We start from the raw sequence: 23906 nt of genomic DNA, 5'->3' as shown, positions 1-23906 counted from the left end.
TGTCAGCTTTCGGGGACGTGAATCGTTGTCGTGCGGACAAGTCTGCCCGAGCAGACTGTTCACGTCGAGTGTTGTTGACCCCACTCCCTGCGAAATTATTACCGCAGAGTGTGACTGCGGTCACGTTGAGCATTCGCGGCCCGGGTACTCCCGCAGGTCGAGTGGGGTATTGACCCCGGGGCACCCGCCGACCCCGCATCGTCGGACTAGACTTGCGCGCCGTGGGCCGAAGTGCCGCTTTTTTCGATCTGGACAAGACCGTCATCGCCAAGTCGAGCGCCTTGGCATTCGGTCGGCCGTTCTACCGGGACGGGCTGATCACACGACGGGACGTCGTGAAGTCGGCGTACGCGCAGCTGATGTTCCGGCTGGGCGGCACCGACGAGCAGACCATGGCCAGGACCAGGGATTATCTCGCCGCGCTCTGCAAGGGCTGGCGGGTGGAGCAGGTCCGTCAGATCGTCGCGGAGACCCTCCACGAGCTGATCAACCCCTACGTGTACGCCGAGGCCGCCGTGCTGATCGAGGAGCACCAGGCTGCCGGGCGGGACGTCGTGCTGGTCTCCGCATCGGGCGAGGAGATGGTCCGGCCGATCGGCGCGTTGCTCGGGGTGACCGACGTGATCGCCACCCGGATGAGCGTGCAGGACGGCCGCTACAGCGGTGAGGTGGAGTTCTACGCGGCCGGTCCGAGCAAGGTCGAGGCGGTCACCGAGTTGGCCGCCGCCCGGGGGTACGACCTGGCCGACTCGTACGCCTATTCCGACTCGTACAGTGACCGGCCGTTGTTGGAGTGCGTGGGTCATCCGAGCGTGGTCAATCCGGACCGGGCGTTGCGCCGGCTCGCGGTGGAGAACGCCTGGCCGGTGCTGGAGTTCCGGCATCCGATCCCGCTGGGCCGGCGGCTGCGGGAGCGCCCGGCGGTCCCGGTGGCCGCGGCGGCGCTCGGCGTCGGCGTGGGGGTGGCGATCGGCATCGCCTGGTACGGCCGACACCGCCGCACCCGCGCTGTACAGGCCGCCTGACTACCCGGGCCGCCTGACTACCCGGGCGACCTGACGATCCGGGCCACCTGAACCACCTGACCGACCCGGGCCGCCTGAACCACCTGACCGACCCGGGCCACCCGACCGCCCGGACGGGCCGTCGAGGCACGCCGGCCGGCCCCACCGCCGCAACCGCACCCACTGTCGCTGACCGCACCGCCCGCGGGGTGGGTGCCGGAACCGCTATGCGGCACCCGCACCCGAAGTGACGAGCGGCACCCCACCACGCAGCACTCTCCCCGCGTACCCCCGATTGAGCGATCGCTCAAATAAGCCTATGCTCGGTTTTGAGCAGGTGCTCAAAACCGGGAGGTAGCAATGAACGAGCAGGATCGACCGCCCCGCCGGACCGCCGCGAACTGGGTGCTCGCTGGCGTGATCTTGGCTTTCGGCATGATGGTGTTCGTCGCCACCGTGCTCGACGGGCGGGCTGACAGCGCCCTGCTGTTCGTGGTGCTCCCGACGGCCCTCGCCGCCGCACTCGCCCTGCTGCCCGGTCGCACCGCACACGGCCGGGTCTTCGTGATCACCACGGTCGCCCTGCTGCTGGCGGCGGTCGCGCTGCACGAGGGGGCGATCTGCGTGATCCTCGCCGCCCCCCTGGTCTACGCGGTGTCCCACGGGACCACCGCCCTGATCCGCGCACTGCGCGACGCCTCCCGTACGTACGCCGTCATCGCGGTGCCGTTGCTGCTCCTGCCGGGATTGGAGGGCAGCGGACCGGCACCCCGGATCGCACCCGACCAGTCCGTCGAGGTGGTCCGGGTGGTGACCCTGCCGGCCGACCAGGTGGCCGCCCGGCTCGCCGCCGGCCCCCGGCCCGTACCGGTCCGGTCGGTGCCGCTGCGGCTGCTCGGGGTGCCCACGCCCGGCCAGGTGGGCGGGGACGGGCTCGACCCGGGCGACAGGTGGATGTTCGGCTACCACGGCAGCGCCCACGGCCCCGGCGGTCACCTGCTCGCCGAGGTGGAGATGGTGGGGGTGCAGCGGGTCGGGTTCCGGTTCGTCGAGGACAGCTCGATCACCGCGCGCTGGTTCAGTTGGCGGCACGCCGAGGTGAGCTGGCGGGCCGTCGACGAGCGGCACACCGAGGTGCGCATCCGGGTGGACTACACCCGGGGGCTCGACCCCTCCTGGTACTTCGGGCCGATCCAGCAGGTCCTGCTCGGTGCGGGCACGGGACACCTGCTGGACATGATGACGCTGCGATGATCGCCGCCCGCTACCTCAGCCTCGCGGTGCCGCTGCTGGCCTTCCTCGCCGCCGCCCGGGTCGACCGGAGCCGCGCCGGTCGGGCGGCGGCGCTGCTGGCCTTCCTCGCCGCCGGCATCGGCATCGCCGCCCTCGACGAGGTGGCCCGGCGCACCGGCTGGTACACGTTCGCCCCGGTGCGGGGGAGCTACCGGGGGATGCCGGTCGACCTGTGGATCGGCTGGGCCGTGCTCTGGGGTCCACTGCCCGTGCTGCTGCGCCGGAGCCTCCCGTTGCCGGTGGCGCTGGGCCTGCTGCTCTGGATCGACGCGGTGGCCATGCCCGCGCTGCACCCGCTGGTCCGGCTCGGCCCGCACTGGCTGGTCGGCGAGCTGGTCGGGCTGCTCGTGGTGGCCCTGCCGGCGCAACTGCTCGGCCGCTGGTGTGCCGACCGGCGACACCTGACGGCGCGCACGCTGCTCCAGGTCGGGGTCTTCACCGCCCTGCTGCTGTGGTTCGTCCCCAGCCTGGCCTTCGAGGTCGGCGACGGGTCATGGACGACGGTGACCGAACTACCCCGGCCCGTCCTGCTGCTCCTCGCCCAGGTGGCGCTGGTGCTGGCCGCCCCGGCGCTCGCCGCGGTCCGCGAGTTCGTCACCCACGGTGGCGGCACGCCGTACCCGTGGGACCCGCCCGTACGGCTGGTCACCACCGGGCCGTACGCCTATATGGCCAATCCGATGCAGACCTGCGCCGTGGCCCTGGTGCTGCTCACCGCCGCGCTCACCCGCAGTTGCGCGCTGGTGCTGGCAGCGGTGGTGGCGGTCGCCTTCAGCGTGGCGGTGGCCAGACCGCACGAGGAACACGACCTGGCCGACCGGCACGGCGGGGCGTGGCACGCGTACCGGCGGCAGATCCGGGACTGGTGGCCGCGTTGGCGGCCGTACCACGTGGGGCCGGCGGCGGTGCTGTTCCTCGACGACGACTGCGGTCCGTGCGCCGCGACCTGGCGGTTCGTCGCCCGTCGCCGCCCGGTGGGTCTGCTGGTCCGCCCCGCCGCCGAAGCCGACGGGGTGCTGTGGCGGGCGGAGTACACCGACGGCGGCGGTCGGTCGGAACGGGGGGTGGCCGCCGTCGCCCGCGCCCTCGGGCACCTGCACCTCGGGTGGGCGGTGGTCGGCTGGATCCTGCGGTTGCCCGGCGTCGGTTGGCTGGCGCAGCTGGTGACCGATGCGATGATCACACCGCCGCATCCGGCGGGCCCACGAGGAGGACGATGTCCGGCACCAAGCAGCGCCTCCTGGACGGCGCCATCACCGCCATCCGTACGCACGGCATCGCCGGTGTGTCCGCCCGCACCATCGCCGCCGCCGCCGGGGTGAACCAGGCGCTGGTCTTCTACCACTTCGGCACGGTCGACGACCTGCTGACGGCGGCCTGCCGGGCCAGCACGGCCGACCGGCTCGCGCACTGGTCGGCCCGGCTGGCCGGGGTGGGCTCGCTGCGGGAACTGCTCACCGTCGGGCAGGAGCTGCACGAGCAGGAACGCGAGCTGGGCAACGTCTCCTTCCTGGCCCAGATGCTGGCCGGGGCACAGACCGACGAGCGGCTCGCCGCGCCCACCGCCGCCGCGCTCCAACTCTGGGTGGACGAGATCGAGTCGGTGCTGCGCCGGCTGCTCGCCGGGTCACCCTTCGCCGAGATCGCCGACGTGCCCGGCCTGTCCCGGGCCGTCTGCGCCGCGTTCGTCGGGCTGGAACTCTATGACGGGGTGGACCGGGCGGGCGTGCGGCAGGCGATGTCGGCACTCGACCAGCTCGCCGTGCTCATCGAGATCGTCGACGACCTCGGACCGGTCGCCCGGCGGGCGCTGCGCTCCCGGGTGAACCGGGCCGCCCGCCGGGACTGACCGCGCACCCGGCACCGCTCCGGTGGGGCGCGCGGGCGGCCACCGGGTCAGGCGGCGGCGGTCGGGTGGGGCGCGCGGACAGCCACCGGGTCAGGCGGCGGCGATGATCTCGTCGCCGACGGCGGTGAGCTGGTCGGCGCCCACCTCGACCGCGCTCAGGTAGTGCCGCAGCCAGGAACGCAGGCCGTCCGGGGTGCCGGTGGCGAAGGCCCCGGCCGCCCCGACGTACTCCGGCTCCCGCTCCCGGTGGCCGACGTCGACGGCGACCAGGCCACGCGGGTCGAACCCCCGGGACATCAGCACCAACCGGGCGGCGGCGCGGGCGACCACCCCGGACGGGCCGGCGAAGGGCCGCAGGTTGAGCAGCTCGCCGTGCACCACGGCGGCGAGGACCAGCGGGGAGACCGTCGTCCCGCCGGCGACCAGCCCGGCCAGCCCGTCGAGCCGGGCGGCCACCACCGGGTCGGCGACCGGACGCCCCAGCTCTGCCTCGGCGACCACGTCCCGGGCGGCGAGCACGTGCAGCCGGGCCAGCGCCTGCCGGGGGGCCTTCGGCCACAGCTCGGTCAACCCGGGCAGCGCCCCGGCCACCCGTAGCGCCCCCTGGAGCACCGGTTCGGTGACGGTGCCGGCGCGGACCGCCTCGCGCTCGTGGTCGTACCCCTCCAGGGCGGCGCTGGCCACCGCGCAGCGCAGGCCGACCTCGGCCACGACCTGGCCACCGTGGCGGCGCAGCGCGCGGTGCCGCATCGCCTGGTCGACCCGCTCGCGGGCCCGCTCGACGGCGGGGGCGATGTCGGCGAGCGCGAGCAGGGGCGCGAGCGGGTCGGTGGTCACTCCGCCACGCTAGCGACCGGGTGACTCCGGCCGGACGCCACCCGCCGCCGGCCCGTCGAGTCCGATCCTGATCAGGTCGGGACGGGTGGGCCGTCGAGCGCGCCGGGACGGCCGCTGAGCGCGCCGGCCGGCACCGGGGGTGTCGCGGTCCCGAGCTGCCCGGACTAACCTCGGCCGGGTAGAGACGCAGGTCACCCGACGAAGGAGTCACCGCATGAGCGAGGCCTTGGCCAACCTGCTGAACGAGACGCGCCAGTTCCCGCCGCCGGCCGCACTCGCCGCCCAGGCCAACGTCACCGCCGACGCGTACGACGAGGCCGGCGCGGACCGGCTCGCCTTCTGGGAGCGGCAGGCCGGCCGGTTGGCCTGGGCCAGGCCGTGGGACGAGGTGCTCGACTGGTCGAACCCGCCGTTCGCGAAGTGGTTCGTCGGCGGTCAGCTCAACGTGGCGTACAACTGCCTGGACCGGCACGTGGAGGCCGGCAACGGCGACCGGGTGGCGATCCACTGGGAGGGCGAGCCGGGCGACACCCGCACCCTCACCTACGCCGACCTGCACCGGCTGACCTGCCAGGCGGCGAACGCGCTGACCGACCTGGGGGTGGTCGCCGGTGACCGGGTGGCGATCTACCTGCCGATGATCCCCGAGGCGGCGGTGGCGATGCTGGCCTGCGCCCGGATCGGCGCGACCCACAGTGTGGTCTTCGGCGGTTTCTCCGCCGACGCGCTGAGCAACCGCATCTCCGACGCCAGCGCCAAGGTGGTGATCACCGCCGACGGCGGCTACCGACGGGGCAAGCCGTCGGCGTTGAAGCCGACCGTGGACGAGGCGGTGGCGAACTGTCCGTCGATCGAGCACGTGCTGGTGGTCCGGCGCACCGGCGAGGAGGTCGCCTGGTCGGCGAAGGACCACTGGTGGCACGAGGCGGTGGAGCAGGCGTCGGCGGAGCACGTCGCGCAGCCGTTCGACGCCGAGCACCCGCTGTTCATCCTCTACACCAGCGGCACCACCGCCCGCCCGAAGGGCATCCTGCACACCACCGGCGGTTACCTCACCCAGGCCGCGTGGACGGCGCACGCGGTGTTCGACCTGAAGCCTGCGACCGACGTCTACTGGTGCACCGCCGACATCGGCTGGGTCACCGGGCACTCCTACATCGTGTACGGGCCGCTGGCCAACGGCGCCACCCAGGTGATGTACGAGGGCACCCCGGACACCCCGCACAAGGGCCGGTTCTGGGAGATCGTCGACAAGTACAAGGTCAGCATCCTCTACACCGCGCCGACGCTGATCCGCACCATGATGAAGTGGGGCGACGACATCCCGGCGGGCTTCGACCTGTCGTCGCTGCGCCTGCTGGGCAGCGTCGGCGAGCCGATCAACCCGGAGGCGTGGATGTGGTACCGCCAGCACGTCGGTCGGGGTGAGCTGCCGATCGTGGACACCTGGTGGCAGACCGAGACCGGCGCGATCATGATCTCCCCGCTGCCCGGGGTGACCGCGACCAAGCCGGGCTCGGCGATGACCCCGCTGCCCGGCGTCGTCGCCGACGTGGTGGACGACCAGGGCCAGTCGGTGCCCAACGGTGGCGGTGGCTACCTGGTGCTGCGCGAGCCGTGGCCGTCGATGCTGCGCACCATCTGGGGTGACGACAACCGGTTCGTCGAGACGTACTGGTCCCGGTTCGAGGGGATGTACTTCGCCGGTGACGGGGCCAAGAAGGACGACGACGGGCACATCTGGCTGCTCGGCCGGGTCGACGACGTGATGCTGGTGTCCGGGCACAACATCTCCACCACCGAGGTCGAGTCGGCGCTGGTGTCGCACCCGTCGGTGGCCGAGGCGGCGGTGGTCGGCGCGACCGACCCGACCACCGGGCAGGCGATCGTCGCGTTCGCCATTCCGCGCGGCACCACCGACATCTCGGGTGAGGCGGGCGAGCGGCTGATCACCGAGCTGCGCAACCACGTGGCCAAGACGCTGGGCCCGATCGCCAAGCCCCGGCAGATCATGCTGGTGCCGGAGCTGCCGAAGACCCGCTCCGGCAAGATCATGCGCCGGTTGCTGCGGGACGTGGCGGAGAACCGTTCGCTCGGTGACGTCACCACGCTCCAGGATTCCTCGGTGATGGAGCTGATCTCCTCCGGGCTCAGTGGCGGGAAGTCCGACGAGGACTGACCACAGCCCTACCCGTCGGTGGGTGCCGGTCCGCGCGGACCGGCACCCACCGCCGTTTCTACGCCTGGCTGCGCGCTCGGACGGGGCAGCGCACGGGGAACCGCCCGTGCGACAATCGTCACCGTCAAGGTACGAGATTGTGCAAGACCGTCGAGCACCTGACCGAGCTATTGGAAAGTTTGCCTACACGGGGGTGATGGCATCGATGTGGCATTTTCGATCAGAGACTGAACGTCCTCCGGAACACCAGGCCGGCTGCAGGTTGCAGCAATAGCGACAGAAGCGCCGAACGAGATCCCGTTCCGCGTTCTTTCGATCGAGTTCGATCCGACGGTGAATACCGACCGTCGGATCGAGCTGCCGTGTTCCTATTCAGAGGACGACCGATGATTCAAATCTCAGTTCTCGGCGGCGATCCGGCTTTCCGGCGTGTCGTCGGCGACCTGCTCGGCTCGGCCGGTCTGACCGTCACCCAGCCGGCACCGGCCACCGACCCGGGCGAGTTGCCGCGCAGCGGCTCCGCCGGGGCCCAGGCTGACGCAGCGAGGAGTCTGCCCGCCGGGCACTGCCTCCTGCTGGTCACCGGCGCGGCACCGGACGAGCAGGACGGTGTCCACGACCTGGTGACCATGCTGGCCGGGCGTGGACCGGCCGACACCGTCCCGACACCCGTCGACCAGCCCACGCCGGGCACCGGGCAGCGCGACCCCGGTCCTGGCCGACAACGACTCTCCCAGCGGGAACGTGAGGTTCTCGACTGCATCGCCAACGGGCTCACCCACAACCAGACGGCAGCTCGACTGCGGGTGAGCGTGCACACCGTCAACACCTACGTCAAGCGGCTCAAGGCGAAACTCGGACACGGCAACAAGGCGTTCCTCACCCGGGCGGCGCTCGCTCCTCAGCCCTGAGGCGGTACGCCTTTCCGCGTACCGATTCGTGACGTTGTTTTCGCCGTGGTGAACGCGGTTCTTCGCTCGACGCGGTAGTCGTTGGACCGCTTTACCACCACCAAGGCGCTCCTGTCCCCAGAATGCGGGACAGGCGGATCCGTCGCACCGTTATTACGATTCGACCCAGCCGCACCGAATCGATTCTGTGAACCGCCGGAAAGGCCGGGCGGTTCACCCTACCCGCATTGTGGAGGATCACTTGAAGACAGCGATGACGAGCTACCGGCGCGCTGCCGGCGGTTTCGCCGCCCTGATGATCGGGTGCGCCGTCGCGCTCACCGCCCCCACCTCGGCACTGGCCGAGGTGATCGACCCCGACCAGCCGTACAACGGCATCGAAGGCAACTTCACCGGCGGTGACGTCACCGATCCCTCGATCGAGCAGCCGACGGACACCCAGACGTCCCTCAAGATCCAGCTGTCCCAGGAGTACTACGCGGTCAACTTCCAAGGGGCCGATCCGACCCAGCTCAACATGCTCGAAGCGGACTACGTCGCCCAGTACGGCGACTCCGGCTACGTCGATCCGGGAGACGGTGCCGGTCTGCGCACCACAGCGGCCAGCAGCCGCATCCTGGGTCTGAGCCAGACCGGCCAGAGCAAGGGATACTACTGCGGCCCAGCCTCGGGTTACATGATCCTCCGTTACCTGCACGGGACCGGGTTCAAGAGCAAGTACAACGGGGCCAGCCTCTCCCAGCCCAACCTGGCCACCAGCTCGCACATGGCCACCGAGGCGAACGGGGCCACCACCTGGACCAGCAAGCGATTCGCCACCGGCATCAACCGCTGGCGCGGCTTCAACTGGTACGTGCAGGTTCCCAAGCCCAGTGGTTCGCTGCTGGTCGCCGTCTTCGCCCACAGCATCGGCGGTAACGGCATGCCGATCGGGGCCGACACCGTGGAGTTCGCCGGCGGATCGCACTACAACGGACACCCGACCAACAAGACGATCGGTCACTGGATCGTCGGATTCGGCTACACTGCGTCCGGTCAGACCTCAAGCTGGGCCGACCCGGCGACCACAGTGTGGTCCGCCACGAAGCCGTCGTTCAGCTACAGCACCTCGAGCTTCGCAACCCGCTTCCTCCAGTCCAACGGGATCGTGTACTGACCGTGCGACGAACACTGACAGTGGCGCTGTTGCTCCTCGCTGTCGGTGGCTGCGACGACGAGCAGGGGGTGGGCTCGCCCGGACACCGGGACGCGCCCGCCCCCAGCATCTCGGCGAGCGGCTCCGCCAGCAGCCCTGGGGCCTCCTTCCGGGTCCGGTCCCGGTACGCCACGACCGACGCGGTCGACGCCGTACCGGGCCGCGAGTTCCGGGTCAGCTTCAGCCTGAGCGGCACGACGGCGCCCGGGCGTACCCTCAACCACCTGGGCCTGACGCCGGACGGGCAGATGATCACCGCGGCCAACCCGGCCGCCACCACCCGCAGCGGCGAGGTGGTCATCGGCCAGAGCCAGGTGGGGCTCTACGCAGGCAGCCGAGTGCGCGGCATGTCCCCCGCCCCGCACGGCGCGGCCCGTCAGGCCATCTACGGGGACGCCGACGAGCGGACCGTGGCCTGGCTCGAGACGACCAGCACCGACATGTACCAGATGGACTGGCGGGTCTACGGCTTCGACCGAGCTGCTGGCCGGACGGTGCTGCTTGGCGATTCCGCAGCCGTCGCCAAGGGCAGGAAGATGCCCATCCCACCCGGTTCGTCGATGCTCTCGGTGGGCACCGACCGGGTCTACTGGACCACGGCCGTCCCCACCACCGGTCAACCCGAGTTCGGTGCCCAGGTCCTGGGCAGGTCCGTCACCGGGAGCCGGGCGGCGGAGGTGGTGGCCGAACGCGCGAAGCTCCCCGCTGCCGCGGGCAGCGACCTCTACTACGTGCGCTCAGCGGACGTGTCCCCCGGCTTCCCGGCGGACCGGTACGAGATCCGCAAGGTGACCGGTGGCCGGGACGACCTGCTCACCACGGGCCCGCTGACAAAGGAACAGCAGGTCACCGCCCTGACAGCGGAGCCCGGTCGGGTTGCCTGGATCGTATCGGCCCCGGCACCGGAGCCGAACGCGTCGCTGTTCGTCCTGGACACCGCCACCGGAGACGCCACCGAGGTCACACTCGGTGACGACGGCACCTCCATGACGCTGAGCTCCTCCCCGCGCTACGTCTGCTGGAGCAACGGCAGCGGCGGTGGCGATGCCGGCCAGTACGCCCTGGACGTCAGGACGCAGCGGCTCTGGCGGCTCGGCGAAGCGCCCGGGTTGAGCCTCGTGTTCGCCGCAGGTGACTACGTCGCCTGGTCGAAGCTCGGCGCGGAGCCGCAGAAGCCGGACCAGAACTCCCTCACGGTGGCCAGACTGGCGGCCACCGACGGCTGACTGTTCCGCCACACCGGACGGGCCGTCGGCGTGTCCGGTGTGGCGGGTGGGAACAACCGGAACCGGCTGATCGGTCCGGCCCCGGTGGCTGGGCGGACGGAGAACGGTCGAGCCCCTTGCCAGGTATTGATGAATATGCTTATTTTGCCTCTCATGAGCGCCGGCCTTTCAGGTCAGGCGCTCCTTCGCCCTCACGCCCTCATGACTTGGAGCGGCATGAACATTGTCCCGCCAACCGGCGCACGCCGACGCCTACTCGTCGCGTTGCCCACCCTCGCCCTCGTCGCCGCGTCACTGACCGTGACCGGCAGTGCGGCGGCCCAGCCCGCCGGGCCGGCCACACCGACCCGGATCGGGGCCGACGAGCACTACCTCAACTACGCCGAGCCGGAGGTGCAGCCGGACACCGCGGGTAAGGAGGTGCGCGGCGCCGACGGGATCCGCACCCCGGCGGCGGACGAGGCCCGCGCCTACGACCGCAAGTTCGCCGGCGGCAACCCGCTGGCCGCCCGGGAACTGGCCCGCAACGAGGCGCGGGCGATCCGCACCGGGCAGAGCCCGCGCGCGTTCAAGAAGGCCAAGAGCACCCAGACGGCCAAGCTGCTCACCCTGCTGGTGGAGTTCAACGACCAGGCCAACGACGACTTCACCGGGGTGATGGTCCCCAAGACGGTCTTCGAGGACCGCACCTGCGTGCCCGGCACCGTCCAGAACGGACCGAAGCACAACAACATCCCCAACCCGGCGACCCTGCCGCACGAGGACAACAACTCGATGTGGGTGCCGGACTTCTCGCCCGCCCACTTCGACAAGATGCTCTACACCAAGCAGGGCATCACCGAGCGGGTCCGTAAGGACCTCAAGGGACCGGACGGCAAGAAGGGCATCGACCTGTCCGGCCGCACCATGCACAACATGTACCTGGAGATGTCCAAGGGCGCGTACACGGTGGACGGGCAGGCCAGCCCGTGGATCACCGTGCCGCACTCGGAGGGCTGGTACGCGGCCTCGCGCTGCTTCCAGGACGAGACGGGCGCCTGGGTCGCCGGTCGGCAGCAGGCGATGAACGGCCACCCGGACAACCCGCAGGGCGCGGGGCGGCTCGCCACCGACGCGATCGACGCGCTGGCTGCGGCCGACCCGAACTTCCCCTGGGCCGACTACGACATCGAGGACCAGGGCGACCGCGACGGCGACGGCAACGTCAACGAGCCGGACGGCGTGATCGACCACCTGGTGCTGGTGCACGCCGGTCAGGGCAAGTCCCGTGGCGGCGGCGACCAGGGCGTGTACGCGGTCTGGGCGCACTCCTCCACGGTCGCCGGTGGCTACACCATCCCCGGCACGAACCTGAAGGCGTCCAACTACATCGTGCAGCCGGAGGACGCCGGGGTCGGCGTCTTCGCCCACGAGTTCGGTCACGACCTGGGCCTGCCGGACCTCTACGACACCTCGGGCAACGCCGACTCGGACGTCGACTTCTGGGACCTGATGGCGTCCGGCTCGCACACCGGTGAGATCTTCCAGGCTCTGCCGACGCACATGGGCATCTGGGACAAGTGGGTGCTGGGCTGGGCCGATCCGCTCACCATCGCCCCCGGCACGCGGACCCGTACGGCGTCGCTCGGGCAGACCTCGCGGACCCCGGTGGGCACCCAGGACGGCATCAAGATCGACCTGCCGGACAAGGTGGTCACCCTCGCCCAGCCGCACAGCGGCACCGGGATGTGGTACAGCGGCTCCGACCAGGCCTGGGCGGACGTCAAGCTCAGCCGGCAGGTGGCCGTCCCGGCCGCCACCGACGCGAAGTTCTGGATGTGGAACAACTACGTCATCGAGGAGGACTGGGACTACGGCTTCGTCGAGGTCTCCACCGACGGCGGAGCCACCTGGGCCGAGCAGAAGGTCTACGACGCGGCCGGTGCGCTGGTCTCCACGAACGACGGGTACGCCGACCCGAACGGCCGCATGGTCGACTTCGGCAACAAGAAGTACGGCCTGACCGGCAGCACCGACGGCTGGCGGCACGACTGGATCGACCTGTCGGCGTACGCCGGCACGACCGTACAGGTGCGGCTGCGGTACGCCACCGACGAGGCGTTCCAGGAGCGGGGCTGGTTCGCCGACGACCTCTCGGTCACCGGCGGTGGGGCCACCACGTTCAGCGACGACGTCGAGGGCGGCACGAACGGCTGGACGCTGACCGGTGGCACCTTCACCGACACCACCGGCGTGGGCTGGCACATCGACCCGGGCACCCAGGTCAAGGCGCAGTACTACCTGGCCGAGTGGCGCAACTTCGACGGCTTCGACATGGGCCTGAAGTACGCCTACGACACCATCTACTCGCACGAGGCGTGGAAGGTGGACCGGATCTCGTACAACGCGCCGGGGATGCTGGTCTGGTACCGGGACACGATGCTGGGCGACGTCAACCACGTCACCGGGCAGATGACCGCGCTGCCCAGCTACGGGGCCAAGGGCGGACTGCTGATCGTGGACTCGCACTACGATCCGCTGCGGCGTACCGGTGAGGCGGCGGCGAAGGACCCGTCGGTGCTGGACAACCTGCCGAGCCGGCCGCAGTCGGCGAACGCGGCGTTCTCGCTGAACCCGACGTACCCGTTCACCGAGTGCCTGGAGGCGGCGGACGAGCCGTACAGCGCGTACTGCACGAAGTTCCCGCGGCAGCACCCGGTGTCGGGCTTCAACGACGCCAAGGGCTGGTACCCGGGCATCGAGATGCGCGACGGTGCGCCGTACGCCCGGGACAACGACGCCTCGGTGGTGGTCCCGTCGCGGGGCAACAAGCCGTACACCACCCGGGTGGTGAACCCGGACGGCACGCCGGCCACCGAGTTCTACGGCGTGACGCTGGGCGGTGGGGCGATCGTGCTCGGCACCGGCAACCCGTCGGACTCGAAGGTCCGCAACGGGGTCTCCATCAAGATCGAGTCGGCCGCGCCGGACAACTCGTACGCGGTCGTCCGGATCACTCCGGCGAAGTACTGAACCCCGCGTCGGGTAAATCCGACGATGCGGCGGTAAGGGTCAGCAACTGACCGTTTGGTGAACAGTGGGCCGGTGGCGGAGATGCCGCCGGCCCACTGTTTCACGCATCGCAGCAATCCAATCGAAATACATCACTGCGATTCCCTGCCGAGGCGTCCGCGCTGCTCATGACCGTTGATGAACATGCGGTGTGTGACGGTGAAAAGCGATCTCATCAAAATCTTGCAACAAATCGACGCGTACATCTTCCCACCCGTCCCGGCAGTGTCTATGTTCACCATGGGTCCCACTAGTGGGACGTTCCATGCCGGCCCGTACCCCCGTTGGGTCGGTTCCCTCACACCGGAGGTACCACGTGCGCAAAGTCGCAGTGGGTCTGCTCGGGCTCTCGCTGACGGCGACAGGTCTGGTGACGGGTACGTCCGCCAGCGCTGCGCCGACGCCGAAGCTCCCGACGGCCGCCCCGTCGATCGCGGAGCCCGCCAACGCGGACCACGATCTGCCCAACCCGCTCGAGACGAAGCGGCGGGCACTGCGCCAGGAGGGCCTCAGCGAGGTCCTCTCGGGTAAGGTCAAGGCGCAGAAGATCAACGGCAGCACGGTCGTCAAGGTTGGCAAGACCCAGGCTGCGGGGCGGAACAACGCCCGGACGACGGCTTCGGGCGTCGCCCAGACGCAGGACCAGTACGTCGAACTGGGTCGCGAGAAGACCGACAAGATCTTCGTCATCCTCGCGGAGTTCGGCAACGAGCGGCACCCGAGCTACCCGGACCAGGACACGGCCCCGGCCGTCCCCGGCCCGACCCGGTTCGACGGGCCGCTGCACAACGAGATCCCGGCGCCCAACCGGGCGGTGGACAACTCCACCGTCTGGCAGCCGGACTACAACGCCGACTACTACCGGAAGATCTACTTCGGCACCGGTCAGGGTGACGAGTCGCTGAAGCAGTACTACGAGGCCCAGTCCTCGGGTCGCTACAGCGTCGACGGTGAGGTCACCGACTGGGTCAAGGTGAAGTACAACGAGGCCCGGTACGGCCGTTCCAACGGCTACCCCTGCGCCTCGAACGTCTGCAACAACACCTGGAACCTGGTCCGGGACGCCGCCAACCAGTGGGTCGCCGACCAGAAGGCGGCCGGCCGCACCGACGCCCAGATCGCCGCCGACGTCAAGTCGATGGACGAGTGGGACCGGTACGACTACGACGGCGACGGCAACTTCAACGAGCCGGACGGCTACATCGACCACTTCCAGATCGTCCACTCCGGCGGCGACCAGGCCGACGGCGACCCGATCCAGGGTGAGGACGCCATCTGGAGCCACCGGTGGTACGCCTTCGCCTCTGACCAGGGCAACACGGGCCCGTCGACCTTCCCGGGCGGCGGCACCCAGATCGGCAACACGGGCGTCTGGATCGGCGACTACACGATCCAGCCGGAGAACGGTGGCCGGAGCGTCTTCTACCACGAGTACGGTCACGACCTCGGTCTGCCGGACGACTACAACGTCATCAACAGCGGTGACAACAACAACGAGCACTGGACCCTGATGGCCCAGAGCCGGCTCGGTGCCAAGAACGACCAGGGCATCGGCGACCGGGGCGGCGACCTCGGCGCATGGAACAAGCTCCAGCTCAACTGGCTCGACTACGAGGTCGTGGTGGCCGGCCAGCAGAAGACCCTCAACCTGGGCCCGCAGGAGTACAACTCCGACAAGGCGCAGGGTGCCGTGGTCGTGCTGCCGCAGCGGGAGTACAGCTTCCAGAACGGCAAGCCGTTCGAGGGGACGAAGCAGTTCTTCTCCGGCAACGACGACGACCTGAACACCACGATGACGCGGACGATCGACCTCACGGGGAAGACCAGCGCCGCGCTCACCATGAAGGGTCGTTACTCGATCGAGGCGGACTACGACTACCTCTTCTTCGAGGCCAGCACCGACGGTGGCCAGACCTGGTCCACCCTGCCGGGTACCGCCAACGGCAAGGCCCTCAAGGAGATCTCTCCCGGGCGCTTCGCCCTGGACGGCTCCAGCAACGGCCAGTGGGTCGACGTCAACATCCCGATGAACGCGGCGGCCGGCAAGGTGGTGCAGTTCCGGCTGCGCTACCAGACCGACGGCGGTGTCTCCGAGGGCGGCTTCTACGGTGACGCGATCACCATCACCGCCGATGGGCAGACCGTGCTCACCGATGGTGCGGAGGCCGGTGCCGCCGGCTGGACCCTGAACGGGTTCAGCGTCGTGGCCGAGACCTACATCCGCAAGTTCGACAACTACTACATCGCGGGCAACCGGTCGTACGTGTCGTACGACCAGTACCTCAAGACCGGCCCGTACTACTTCGGTTACGCGAACACCCGCCCGGACTACGTGGACCACTACGCGTACCAGGAGGGTCTGCTGATCTCCTACTGGAACCTCCGGTGGGCCGACAACGACACCTTCGACCACCCGGGCGAGGGTCGGAACATGATCATCGACGCGCACCCGGAGCCGCTGTACAACCTGACCGGTGCCCCCTGGCGGGCCCGCGTCCAGGTGTACGACGCGCCGTTCAGCCTGAAGAAGGCGGACTCGTTCACGCTGCACATCAACAGCGTGCCGCAGTACGTCCGTGGTCAGGCCGCGCAGCCGCTGTTCGACGACACCAAGCAGTACTGGTACCCGGAGCTGCCGAACCACGGCGTCAAGCTCCCGGCCACCGGCACCAAGATCAAGGTTGTGGAGCAGAACGGCACCTCGCTGAAGGTCCGCTTCTCCTGATCCGCTGATCAGCGCACCATCCGCTTTACCCGATGCCCGGGCAGGTCTCCTGCCCGGGCATCGGCCCGTTCCGGGCAGGTCGCTGTCAGCCGCCCCGGCTCCGAGCGAGGGGTGCCGGCCCACCGACGACGTGGCACGCTGGCCGTGCGCGTACCCACGTCGGGTGCGCCGGGAACGGAGGCACCGTGACCGACGACCGGACCCCGACCACCGACCCGTCGCCCGACACCCGGGCGTCGGACCCCGGCCCGGGTGGGGCCCCGCCCGCCGGCCGGCCGACGCCACTCTCCGCCACCCCGCCGGCCCTGCGGCGGCCCGCCGCGCCCCCACGGCACCCCACCGACCTGCGCCGGGCCGACCGGCTCGCCGGCCGGATCAGCCGGGGCGGCGACGGCCCCTGCTACGGCCTGGTCACCGACGACGGCCGGGAGTACGCGCTACACGGCACCGGCCTGGGCACCTTCGCCACCGGCACCACCGTCCTGGTCACCGTCGGGCCGGCCGATCCGGCCGCCACCTGCGGTCCCGGCATCCCGGTGGGCATCGTCGCCATCAACGTGGTCCGCTGAGCCCACTCAGCCCGACGGAGCACTGCCGGCGGCCCGATTCCACCCGATCCGACCGGCCCCGGTTGAGCCCGCTCAGCCGGTTCGGCCGCGCCGCCCGGGTCGGCGGGGCGATCGACCGGTGCCGAGGTCCTAGGCTGTGCCCCATGACCGAGCAGCGTGGCGGGCCCGTCGACGAGTCCTGCGTCCTCACCGAGGGGCCGTGGACGCACCGGTTCGTCGGCGCGAACGGCAGCCGGTTCCACGTCGTCGAGGCGGGCACCGGCCCGATGGTGCTCTTCCTGCACGGCTTCCCCGAGCACTGGTGGGCCTGGCACACCATGCTCCCCGCCGTCGCCGACGCCGGCTTCCGGGCCGTCGCGGTGGACCTGCGCGGCTACGGCGCCAGCGACAAACCCCCCCGGGGGTACGACGGCTACACCCTCGCCGCCGACGTCGCCGGCCTGATCCGCGCCCTCGGGGAACGCTCCGCCACCGTGGTCGGCGCCGGTTCGGGCGGACTGATCGGCTGGACGGCCGCCTCGTTCCACCCCACCCTGGTACGCCGGCTGGTGGTGCTCGGCGCACCCCACCCGCTGCGGCTGCGCGCGGCCATCTTCGCCGACCCGCGCGGCCAGTTCGCCGCCTCCACGCCGGCGCTGAAGTTCCAGCTCCCCCGGTACGAACACGTGCTCACCCGGGACGACGCCGCCGAGGTGACCCGGATGCTGCACCGCTGGGGTGGACCCCGCTGGGTGGCCGGCCCGGAGTTCGACGGTTACGCGCAACGCTGCCGGGAGGCGATGCTGATTCCGCAGGCCGCCTTCTGCGCCCTGGAGGGCTACCGGTGGGCCTTCCGCTCGGTGCTGCGCCTACACGGCTACCGCTTCGTCCGGTTGATGCAGAGGCCCCTGGTCACCCCCACCCTGCAACTGCACGGGGCGGCCGACGTCGCCTCCCTGCCGCGTACCGCCCAGGGCTCCGGCCGGTACGTCAGCGCCCCCTACGAGTGGCGGCTGCTCGACGGGGTGGGCCACTTCCCCCACGTGGAGGCCGGGGACGTGGTGCTCGGCGAGATCCTGCGCTGGACCAAGTCCTGACCCCGCCCGTACCCGGGCGACGACGGTGAGCGGGCCACCCTCGCCGCCGGCCACCCGCTGCCGACGGTCACGAGCGCGGTGTCGACGGATCCACTGCCGGCTGGTCCGCTGCCGGCTGGTCCGCTGCCGGCTGGTCCGACGACCGTGGGCCGAGGGTCAGACCCGCTGTTCGCGCAGGTCGACGACCTCGGCGGCCGGTGCCCAACCCTGGTAGACACCGAAGTCGAAGACCTCCAGCCCCATCGCCTGCGCCACCGGCCAACGACCACCGGTGTACTCGACCCGCAGCCAGCCGTCGTGCTCACCGAGCACGATGAACGGTTGCCCCTGCCAGGTGCAGGTGGTCCGCACGTACGCCAACTTCTCGACCTCACCGGCCGGGACTACCCGCACGTACCGGCCGGGGCGTACCTCCTCGAAGCCGTCCGCGGGCTCCGGCTGGTAGATCCGCACATGGTCGCCGTCCGGGCTGACCTGGTATTCCCGGCCCTGCCAGCGGGCCACGTAGCCGTCGCGCATCACGACTGCCCCACCCGTCGCCAGACCAGCGCGTCGGTGTCCAGGATGGCGATGACCCGTTCGGTGCCCTCCGCGCCGATCCGCCAGAGCTGCGCCCCGTGCGGCAGCCGGGCACTGTCCACCTTGAACTCGGCCACCACGTCGCTGCTCTCCCCCGGGGCGAATCCGTTGCCCCGGAACGGCGCGCGTTCGATGACCCAGCCCTCCATGGCCCGCATCGCCGCCTCGTTCTGCCCGCCGTACGGGATGCGGTAGAGGCTCGGCCGGTACGCCGGCCAGCGCAGCACGTAGGCCGCCTCGGCGTCGCGGGCGAAGGGGGAGCCCGGGTAGCCCAGTCCCAGGGCGTCGTGCAGTTCCGCCGGGGTGGTCAGGTGGGCCAGTTCACCGGCCCGGTGCACGAAACCGGAGACCCGGTCGTAGCCGCGTTCCAGGTAGTAGGCGAGCTGGCTCGGGGCGATCGCCTTCTGCATCACCACCGGGCGGGACGGATCGGTGGCCGGCGGGGCGTACCGGGTGCGTTCGGCCGGCGCCTCGGCGGCGGCCACCGGCTCCAGGTCCGCCTCGTCACCCAGCCCGACCTCGGCCGCCCAGCTGGCCAGGGCGACGATCTGCTCGCCGGGGAGCTTGGCCCCGACCGGGGTGCCGGGGTTGACGGCGAACGCCCAACCCGGGTCCGGCCAACACCGGATCAACTGCACGAAGCGCACCTCGATCGTCTCGACCGGTGGTACGTCGTGCTCGGCCAGCCGTTCCGGTGAGGTGTAGACCACCACGAACGTCTCGCCGTCCGTGGTGCCGGTGCGCCACGCGAAGCCGGGCTCGCCGGGCCGGCTGCCGGTCACCGAATCGGGATTGACCGGCAGCAGCACCCGGGCCAGCAGCAGGGTGGAGAGGAAACCGTCGGTGCTGCCGGCACCGGCGGCGTCCAGCAGGTTCTCCTCGACCTCGTTGGCGGGCAGGAACGACTCGTCGACGGCGGCGACGGGCGGGGCTGTCGGGGCGGCGACGGGCGGGGGCGTCGTGGCGAACCCGGCCGACGCGGCGGTGACCGGACCCGGGTCCACCGCCGCAGCGACCGGCGCGGTGGGCGCAGCGGCCGGCGGAGCCACCGGGCCGGCAGCGGGCCCCGCCGCCACCTGCGATGGAACCGCCTTCGCGGCCCGTTCGGAGGCCGGAGTCCACAGGTCGTCGGCGGCGGGCCGGGTGGCCGCACCCGAGGCGGGCGTCGGGGAGGTCGACCCGGCGACTGACGTCGGGGAGGTCGGCCCGGCGGCGGAGGGCTGAACGGGTGGCGCGGGCGGCCCGGCGTTCCCGTTGAGGTTGACCGTGTCCTCGGCGACCGGGCCGCCCCCATCCGCCACCGGGACCACCGGCGGCTCAGGGACCACCGGCGACGCGGGAGCCGCCACCGGGACCACCGGCGGCGCGGAAGCTGGCGCGGGCACGACCGGCGGCGCGGGAGCTGGCGTCGGGACCACCGGCGGCGCGGGAGCTGGCGCGGGCACGACCGGTGGCGCGGGAGCTGGCGTCGGGACGACCGGTGGGGTCGGGGCAGCGGCCGGAGCGGGGGCGACGGGCAGGTCGCGGGACTCCAGGATCACCCCCTCTATGACGATGGGCGTGAACCCCCGGCGCGACGCCGGCGGCCCGGAGACCGGTTCGGCGGCGGAGGACGGCACCTCCTCCGCCTCGTCCGGCACCGGACCGGGCATGCCGTTCGCGCCGGGCATGCCGTTCGCGCTGGGCATGCCGTTCGCGCTGGCGAACATGTCGGCCCTGCCGCCGGACGGGCCTTCCGGTGGCGGCTGCCGGATGCCCGCCGACGCGTCCGGGGCCGGCTGCCGGCGGGGCAGGGCCTGGGTCGCCTCTGCGGCAGGCGGCCCCACCCGGAAGGCCCGGGTCGGCTCCTCGGCCAGCGGGTCGGGTTGACGGCCGGCAGCCGCCGGCCCGTTGCCCGGAGCGGGGCGGGGCGGCGGGCCGGGCGGGCCGACCTGGAACGCCCGGGTGGTTTCGTCCTCGACCGGTTGGGCGGGCGCCGGACGACGCCGGGGGAAGGGCTGACCACCCATGCCGGGCCGGGCCGGTGGCGTCGCCCGGTCGCCGGAACGCAGCGGGTTGTCCCGTGGTGACCGGGAGGCGCCCCGGGCGGCGGACGGTTCGAAGAACGACGTACGCCCGTTGGTCGGACCGGCGGCCTCCTCGCCCAGGAGGCGGCGGCGGGGGACCGTGGACCAGCCGCCGTTGTGCTGGCCGGGTGCCGGAGCGGGGTCGGGGGACGCCGGGCCGGCGGACCGGCCGTGATCGGGCGACCCGGCAGCGACGTCGCGTGGGCCACCGGGCGCGGCGACCGGATGACCCCGCTCGTCGGTCAGCGACGCACCCTCCGCCGGGCGGACGGCACCACCGGCGGGTGGTACCGAGGCTGCTGAGGGGACCGGGCGGGGCGGGGCCCAGCCGGCGGGGCCGGCGGAGAGGTCGGCGGTCGGTTCGACGTCGGACGTCCCGTCGGCCGGGAGCCAACCCGGCGTCCGGTCGGGCTCCTGGCGGGACCGCACGCCCGGGGCGCGACCGGGCAACCGCACGTCGCCCCGGGAGAGCTGGGACACGAACCACGCAGGCAGGTAGCCCTCGATCGGCAGCCCGGGATTCACCGCCAGCCACCACTCGTGGTTGGGCCACTCGACGGCCAGGTCGGCGTAGCGGCTGCGCCGGCACGGACCGGCGGAGGCGCCGAGGCAGGCGTGCATGGCGGCGGCCGAGGTGAAGGCCAACACGTGGGTCCGGCCACCGGTGGTCCAGGTGCCCCAACCCATCGGCGTCGCCCCGGCGAGAGCCTGGCCGGAGACCGGAAGGAAAAGGTCCGTACCAGCCAGAATCCGGAAGTAGCGTTCCTGGTCGCTGGCGCGCAGCGCGTCACGCATCGCCGTCTCGGCCTCGGTAGCCGGCTCCCAGTCGGTCACGGCCACCTCTCCTCCCGGATCAGGCCACAGGCGTCGCGTACAACCTACAAGGTGAAAACAAGATCACAATAAGTCGGTCACCGGCCGGCCGACCTGGCAGCTGACCAGGCACTAACATCGCGTTACGGAGTCGACACGATACGGAGGCGGTCGATGCCCCGACCCGGCAGCCGACAAGCGCCCACCATTCTGGCGGCGGCCCTGCTCGCCGCGCTGCCGGCGGTCACCGTGTCGTCGGTCACCCCGGCCCACGCCGCCCCGGCCTGCGCCACCGCGCCCGCGCCGGCCAGGCCGGTCGCCGCCCTCCCCTGGCCCCAGCGACGGTACGCCCCGGAGCGGATCGCCCCGCTCGCCACCGGCACCGGCGTCACCGTCGCGGTGATCGACTCGGGTGTCGACCGGCGGCACCCCCAGTTGCGGGGCCGGGTGCTCGACGGCGCGGACTTCCTCGACCCGGGCGGCGACGGCACCCGCGACTGCGCCGGTCACGGCACCGGAGTAGCCAGCATCATCGCCGCCGGGGAGGGGGCAGGGGTGGCCTTCCGCGGGCTCGCACCCGGGTCCCGCATCCTGCCGGTACGGGTGAGCGAACAGCAGGTCGTCGAGGGGCGCGAGTCGGGGCGTACGGTCAGCGCCGCCGACTTCGCCCGGGCCGTCCGCTGGGCGGTGGACCACGACGCCGACGTGCTCAACCTCTCCGTCGTCCTGTACGCCGACAACCCGGCCGTGCGGGACGCCATCGACTACGCGGTCCGGCGCGACGTGGTCGTGGTGGCCGCCGCCGGCAACCTGCACGACGGTGGCGACCCGCTGCCCTACCCCGCCGCGTACGACGGGGTGCTCGGTGTCGGTGCGATCACCCCGGCGGGCATCCGCACCCCGTTCTCGCAGGTCGGGACGTACGTCGACCTGGTCGCCCCGGGCAGTGAGGTGTTGATGGCCGCGCCGGGGCAGGGCCATCAGCGTGCCGAGGGGACCAGTTACGCCGCCCCGTTCGTGGCGGCCACCGCGGCGCTGCTGCGGCAGTACCGGCCGGAACTCAGCGCCGCCGAGGTGACGCGCCGGATCGTGGGCACCACCGATCCGGCGCCGGGCGGGCGGCGGGGTGGCTACGGGGCCGGCGTGCTCAACCCGTACCGGGCGGTCGTGGAGACCGGCACCGGTCCCGGGCCGGCCGCCCGGTCGACGCTGGCGCTGCCGGCGGAGCGGGCCGACCCGGCGCTGCTGGCCCGGCAGCACCGCCGGGCGGCGGCCCGGGACCGGGCACTGCTGGTCGCCACGGTCACCGGCGGGGTGCTCGCGGTGGCGGTGCTGCTGGCGGTGGTGCTCCCCCGGGGCGTCCGCCGACGCTGGCACCCGGCCCGGTCCGCCTGACGACGACACCCGACCGGGTCCGCCCGACGACGACACCCGACCGGGTCCGCCTGGCGGCAGCGCCCGACCGGTGGGTCGTCGGACGCTGCCGCCAGCACGGGCGGCTCACTGGAACAGGCCGACGTTGCGCTTCTCGGTGTTGAGGTAGTCGGCGGCGGAGTCGTCCACCGCGAGCTTGATGTCGCGCAGCATGGCCTGGAGGTCCTGCGAGGCGGACCGCCACCGCGCCTGCCGTTGCTCGTACGCCTGCCGGGCCTCACCGTCCCAGCCGGCGATCAGCGGGGCGGCATCCCGCTCCAGTTGACCGAGCTGCGCGTCGAGGGTGTTCAACGCCTTCTGGATGTCCGCGCCGGCCTGGTGCAAGGCGGCGAAGTTGACGACCAGCACACCGTGGTCCATCGGATGGTCCCTCCCCGGGATGGTTCAGAGTGGCAGTTGGATGCCGCGATTGGTGCCGGCGACCCGGCTGGCGGCCTCGGTGTCCGAGACGTCGTAGTGCCGGCCGGCGGTGCGGATGGCCGTCGCGGTCTCCCGCAGCGCCTGGTGCAGCGCGGCCTGGTCTTTTCCCCACTGCTGTTTGACCTGTGCGAACGAGCGCCCACCGGCACCCCGCCAGGCCTGCTGCAACACCTCCAGCTCGGTCATCAGGCCGGTCAGCATGGCCTGCAACGACTGGTCGACCTGCTCGAACTTCGCAGCGGTGCGCTGCATCACCGCAGCCTCTGCCTGGGTCTGGGCCATCCGGACGTCACCTCGTCTCTTCGGTCGGAGCCGATCCACGCCCTCCATGGGGGACGGCGGCCCGCCGGCAGTGGGCCTGGCGGGATGATGTCGGCGAAACTCGTCGCTGACGGTAGTCGCACCATCCCGGTTGTGCTACCCCGCCGCTATCCCCTGTGGACAACCTCCGCACGCGCGACGGCCGGGGTCCCCATCGGACCGCCCGGGCCACTACCATGGGTGACGCCTCCGTCGCGTTGCGGTCCGATGTGGTCGGACCCACCCCCACCGGTGGGGGCGATCCACCCGGACACCCGACCCCACCCGGGTCGGTCACCGGCACACCACGAGCCGCACGCACATCACCACGGGCCCACCCGCACCGGGGCCCACCCGCAGCACGAGGTGCCCGCACCAC

Annotated in this window: 18 protein-coding genes; 13 read left to right on the top strand and 5 right to left on the bottom strand. The window is 71.7% G+C overall.

The window, feature by feature from the left end; all coding sequences use genetic code 11:
- Positions 1-221: 221 nt before the first annotated feature.
- The 4 genes from AB0C22_RS02460 to AB0C22_RS02445 all read left to right on the top strand — a co-directional run bounded on the left by AB0C22_RS02460 (position 222) and on the right by AB0C22_RS02445 (position 4146).
- The gene (locus AB0C22_RS02460) at positions 222-1025 is read left to right on the top strand and encodes an HAD-IB family hydrolase (protein ID WP_208565547.1); all 804 of its coding nucleotides are present in this window, start codon (positions 222-224) and stop codon (positions 1023-1025) included.
- A 339-nt stretch (positions 1026-1364) separates the two neighbouring features.
- The gene (locus AB0C22_RS02455; protein ID WP_357533038.1) at positions 1365-2258 is read left to right on the top strand and encodes a hypothetical protein; all 894 of its coding nucleotides are present in this window, start codon (positions 1365-1367) and stop codon (positions 2256-2258) included.
- Positions 2255-3619 carry a methyltransferase gene (locus AB0C22_RS02450; protein ID WP_357533036.1) on the top strand — a complete coding sequence of 455 codons (1365 nt, stop codon included), beginning with the start codon at positions 2255-2257 and terminating at the stop codon, positions 3617-3619. The genes AB0C22_RS02455 and AB0C22_RS02450 overlap by 4 nt, the downstream gene beginning before the upstream one ends.
- Positions 3514-4146, top strand: a complete 633-nt coding sequence (locus AB0C22_RS02445) for a TetR/AcrR family transcriptional regulator (RefSeq protein WP_219465926.1) — start codon at positions 3514-3516, stop codon at positions 4144-4146. The genes AB0C22_RS02450 and AB0C22_RS02445 overlap by 106 nt, the downstream gene beginning before the upstream one ends.
- Positions 4147-4236: 90 nt before the next feature.
- On the opposite strand, the gene AB0C22_RS02440 is transcribed toward AB0C22_RS02445, so the two are convergent.
- Positions 4237-4983: an oxidoreductase gene (locus AB0C22_RS02440; protein ID WP_357022731.1), complete on the bottom strand. Its 747-nt coding sequence runs from the start codon at positions 4981-4983 to the stop codon at positions 4237-4239.
- 214 nt (positions 4984-5197) lie between these two features.
- Here AB0C22_RS02440 and acs point away from each other — a divergent pair, with 214 nt between their 5' ends.
- The 8 genes from acs to AB0C22_RS02400 all read left to right on the top strand — a co-directional run bounded on the left by acs (position 5198) and on the right by AB0C22_RS02400 (position 17915).
- Positions 5198-7162: an acetate--CoA ligase gene (gene acs / locus AB0C22_RS02435; RefSeq protein ID WP_357533034.1), complete on the top strand. Its 1965-nt coding sequence runs from the start codon at positions 5198-5200 to the stop codon at positions 7160-7162.
- 386 nt (positions 7163-7548) lie between these two features.
- Positions 7549-8073, top strand: a complete 525-nt coding sequence (locus AB0C22_RS02430) for a LuxR C-terminal-related transcriptional regulator (protein WP_357533032.1) — start codon at positions 7549-7551, stop codon at positions 8071-8073.
- Between the two features lie 241 nt (positions 8074-8314).
- Entirely contained in the window at positions 8315-9229 is a 915-nt protein-coding gene (locus AB0C22_RS02425; protein ID WP_357533030.1) for a hypothetical protein, read from the top strand.
- 29 nt (positions 9230-9258) lie between these two features.
- The gene (locus AB0C22_RS02420; RefSeq protein WP_357533028.1) at positions 9259-10494 is read left to right on the top strand and encodes a hypothetical protein; all 1236 of its coding nucleotides are present in this window, start codon (positions 9259-9261) and stop codon (positions 10492-10494) included.
- Positions 10495-10710: 216 nt separating this feature from the next.
- Positions 10711-13506 carry an immune inhibitor A domain-containing protein gene (locus AB0C22_RS02415; RefSeq protein ID WP_357533026.1) on the top strand — a complete coding sequence of 932 codons (2796 nt, stop codon included), beginning with the start codon at positions 10711-10713 and terminating at the stop codon, positions 13504-13506.
- A 370-nt stretch (positions 13507-13876) separates the two neighbouring features.
- On the top strand, positions 13877-16270 hold the full coding sequence (locus AB0C22_RS02410; protein WP_219470594.1) for an immune inhibitor A domain-containing protein: 2394 nt from the start codon (positions 13877-13879) through the stop codon (positions 16268-16270).
- A 185-nt stretch (positions 16271-16455) separates the two neighbouring features.
- Positions 16456-16839: a hypothetical protein gene (locus AB0C22_RS02405; RefSeq protein ID WP_219465917.1), complete on the top strand. Its 384-nt coding sequence runs from the start codon at positions 16456-16458 to the stop codon at positions 16837-16839.
- Positions 16840-16982: 143 nt separating this feature from the next.
- Complete coding sequence (locus tag AB0C22_RS02400) at positions 16983-17915, top strand: alpha/beta hydrolase (RefSeq protein ID WP_357533024.1); 933 nt, start codon at positions 16983-16985, stop codon at positions 17913-17915.
- Between the two features lie 156 nt (positions 17916-18071).
- On the opposite strand, the gene AB0C22_RS02395 is transcribed toward AB0C22_RS02400, so the two are convergent.
- Positions 18072-18437, bottom strand: coding sequence for a hypothetical protein (locus tag AB0C22_RS02395; RefSeq protein WP_208565535.1), 366 nt, complete (start codon positions 18435-18437; stop codon positions 18072-18074).
- A complete protein-coding gene (locus tag AB0C22_RS02390; protein ID WP_357533022.1) occupies positions 18434-21394 on the bottom strand; it encodes an SseB family protein in 2961 nt (986 codons plus the stop codon). The genes AB0C22_RS02395 and AB0C22_RS02390 overlap by 4 nt, the downstream gene beginning before the upstream one ends.
- Positions 21395-21547: 153 nt before the next feature.
- On the opposite strand from AB0C22_RS02390, the gene mycP reads away from it, so the two are divergent.
- Positions 21548-22768 (top strand): type VII secretion-associated serine protease mycosin, encoded by a 1221-nt coding sequence (mycP, locus tag AB0C22_RS02385; protein WP_357533020.1) that lies wholly within the window; start codon positions 21548-21550, stop codon positions 22766-22768.
- Between the two features lie 105 nt (positions 22769-22873).
- Here the strand turns inward: mycP and AB0C22_RS02380 are convergent, their stop codons facing one another.
- Entirely contained in the window at positions 22874-23167 is a 294-nt protein-coding gene (locus AB0C22_RS02380) for a WXG100 family type VII secretion target (RefSeq protein WP_208565533.1), read from the bottom strand.
- Positions 23168-23191: 24 nt separating this feature from the next.
- Positions 23192-23509, bottom strand: coding sequence for a WXG100 family type VII secretion target (locus AB0C22_RS02375; protein WP_219465903.1), 318 nt, complete (start codon positions 23507-23509; stop codon positions 23192-23194).
- Positions 23510-23906 lie beyond the last annotated feature (397 nt).

It is taken from the genome of Micromonospora sp. NPDC048894, from assembly GCF_040649765.1.
Lineage (GTDB): Bacteria > Actinomycetota > Actinomycetes > Mycobacteriales > Micromonosporaceae > Micromonospora > Micromonospora antibiotica.
This window is presented reverse-complemented; position numbering and strand designations above follow the sequence as displayed.

Coding starts and splice junctions, on each gene's coding strand:
- AB0C22_RS02450 (WP_357533036.1), top strand. CDS start 2,255: ATGATCGCCGCCCGCTACCTCAGCCTCGCGGTGCCGCTGCTGGCCTTC.
- AB0C22_RS02455 (WP_357533038.1), top strand. CDS start 1,365: ATGAACGAGCAGGATCGACCGCCCCGCCGGACCGCCGCGAACTGGGTG.
- AB0C22_RS02375 (WP_219465903.1), bottom strand. CDS start 23,509: ATGGCCCAGACCCAGGCAGAGGCTGCGGTGATGCAGCGCACCGCTGCG.
- mycP (WP_357533020.1), top strand. CDS start 21,548: ATGCCCCGACCCGGCAGCCGACAAGCGCCCACCATTCTGGCGGCGGCC.
- AB0C22_RS02380 (WP_208565533.1), bottom strand. CDS start 23,167: ATGGACCACGGTGTGCTGGTCGTCAACTTCGCCGCCTTGCACCAGGCC.
- AB0C22_RS02430 (WP_357533032.1), top strand. CDS start 7,549: ATGATTCAAATCTCAGTTCTCGGCGGCGATCCGGCTTTCCGGCGTGTC.
- acs (WP_357533034.1), top strand. CDS start 5,198: ATGAGCGAGGCCTTGGCCAACCTGCTGAACGAGACGCGCCAGTTCCCG.
- AB0C22_RS02400 (WP_357533024.1), top strand. CDS start 16,983: ATGACCGAGCAGCGTGGCGGGCCCGTCGACGAGTCCTGCGTCCTCACC.
- AB0C22_RS02415 (WP_357533026.1), top strand. CDS start 10,711: ATGAACATTGTCCCGCCAACCGGCGCACGCCGACGCCTACTCGTCGCG.
- AB0C22_RS02445 (WP_219465926.1), top strand. CDS start 3,514: ATGTCCGGCACCAAGCAGCGCCTCCTGGACGGCGCCATCACCGCCATC.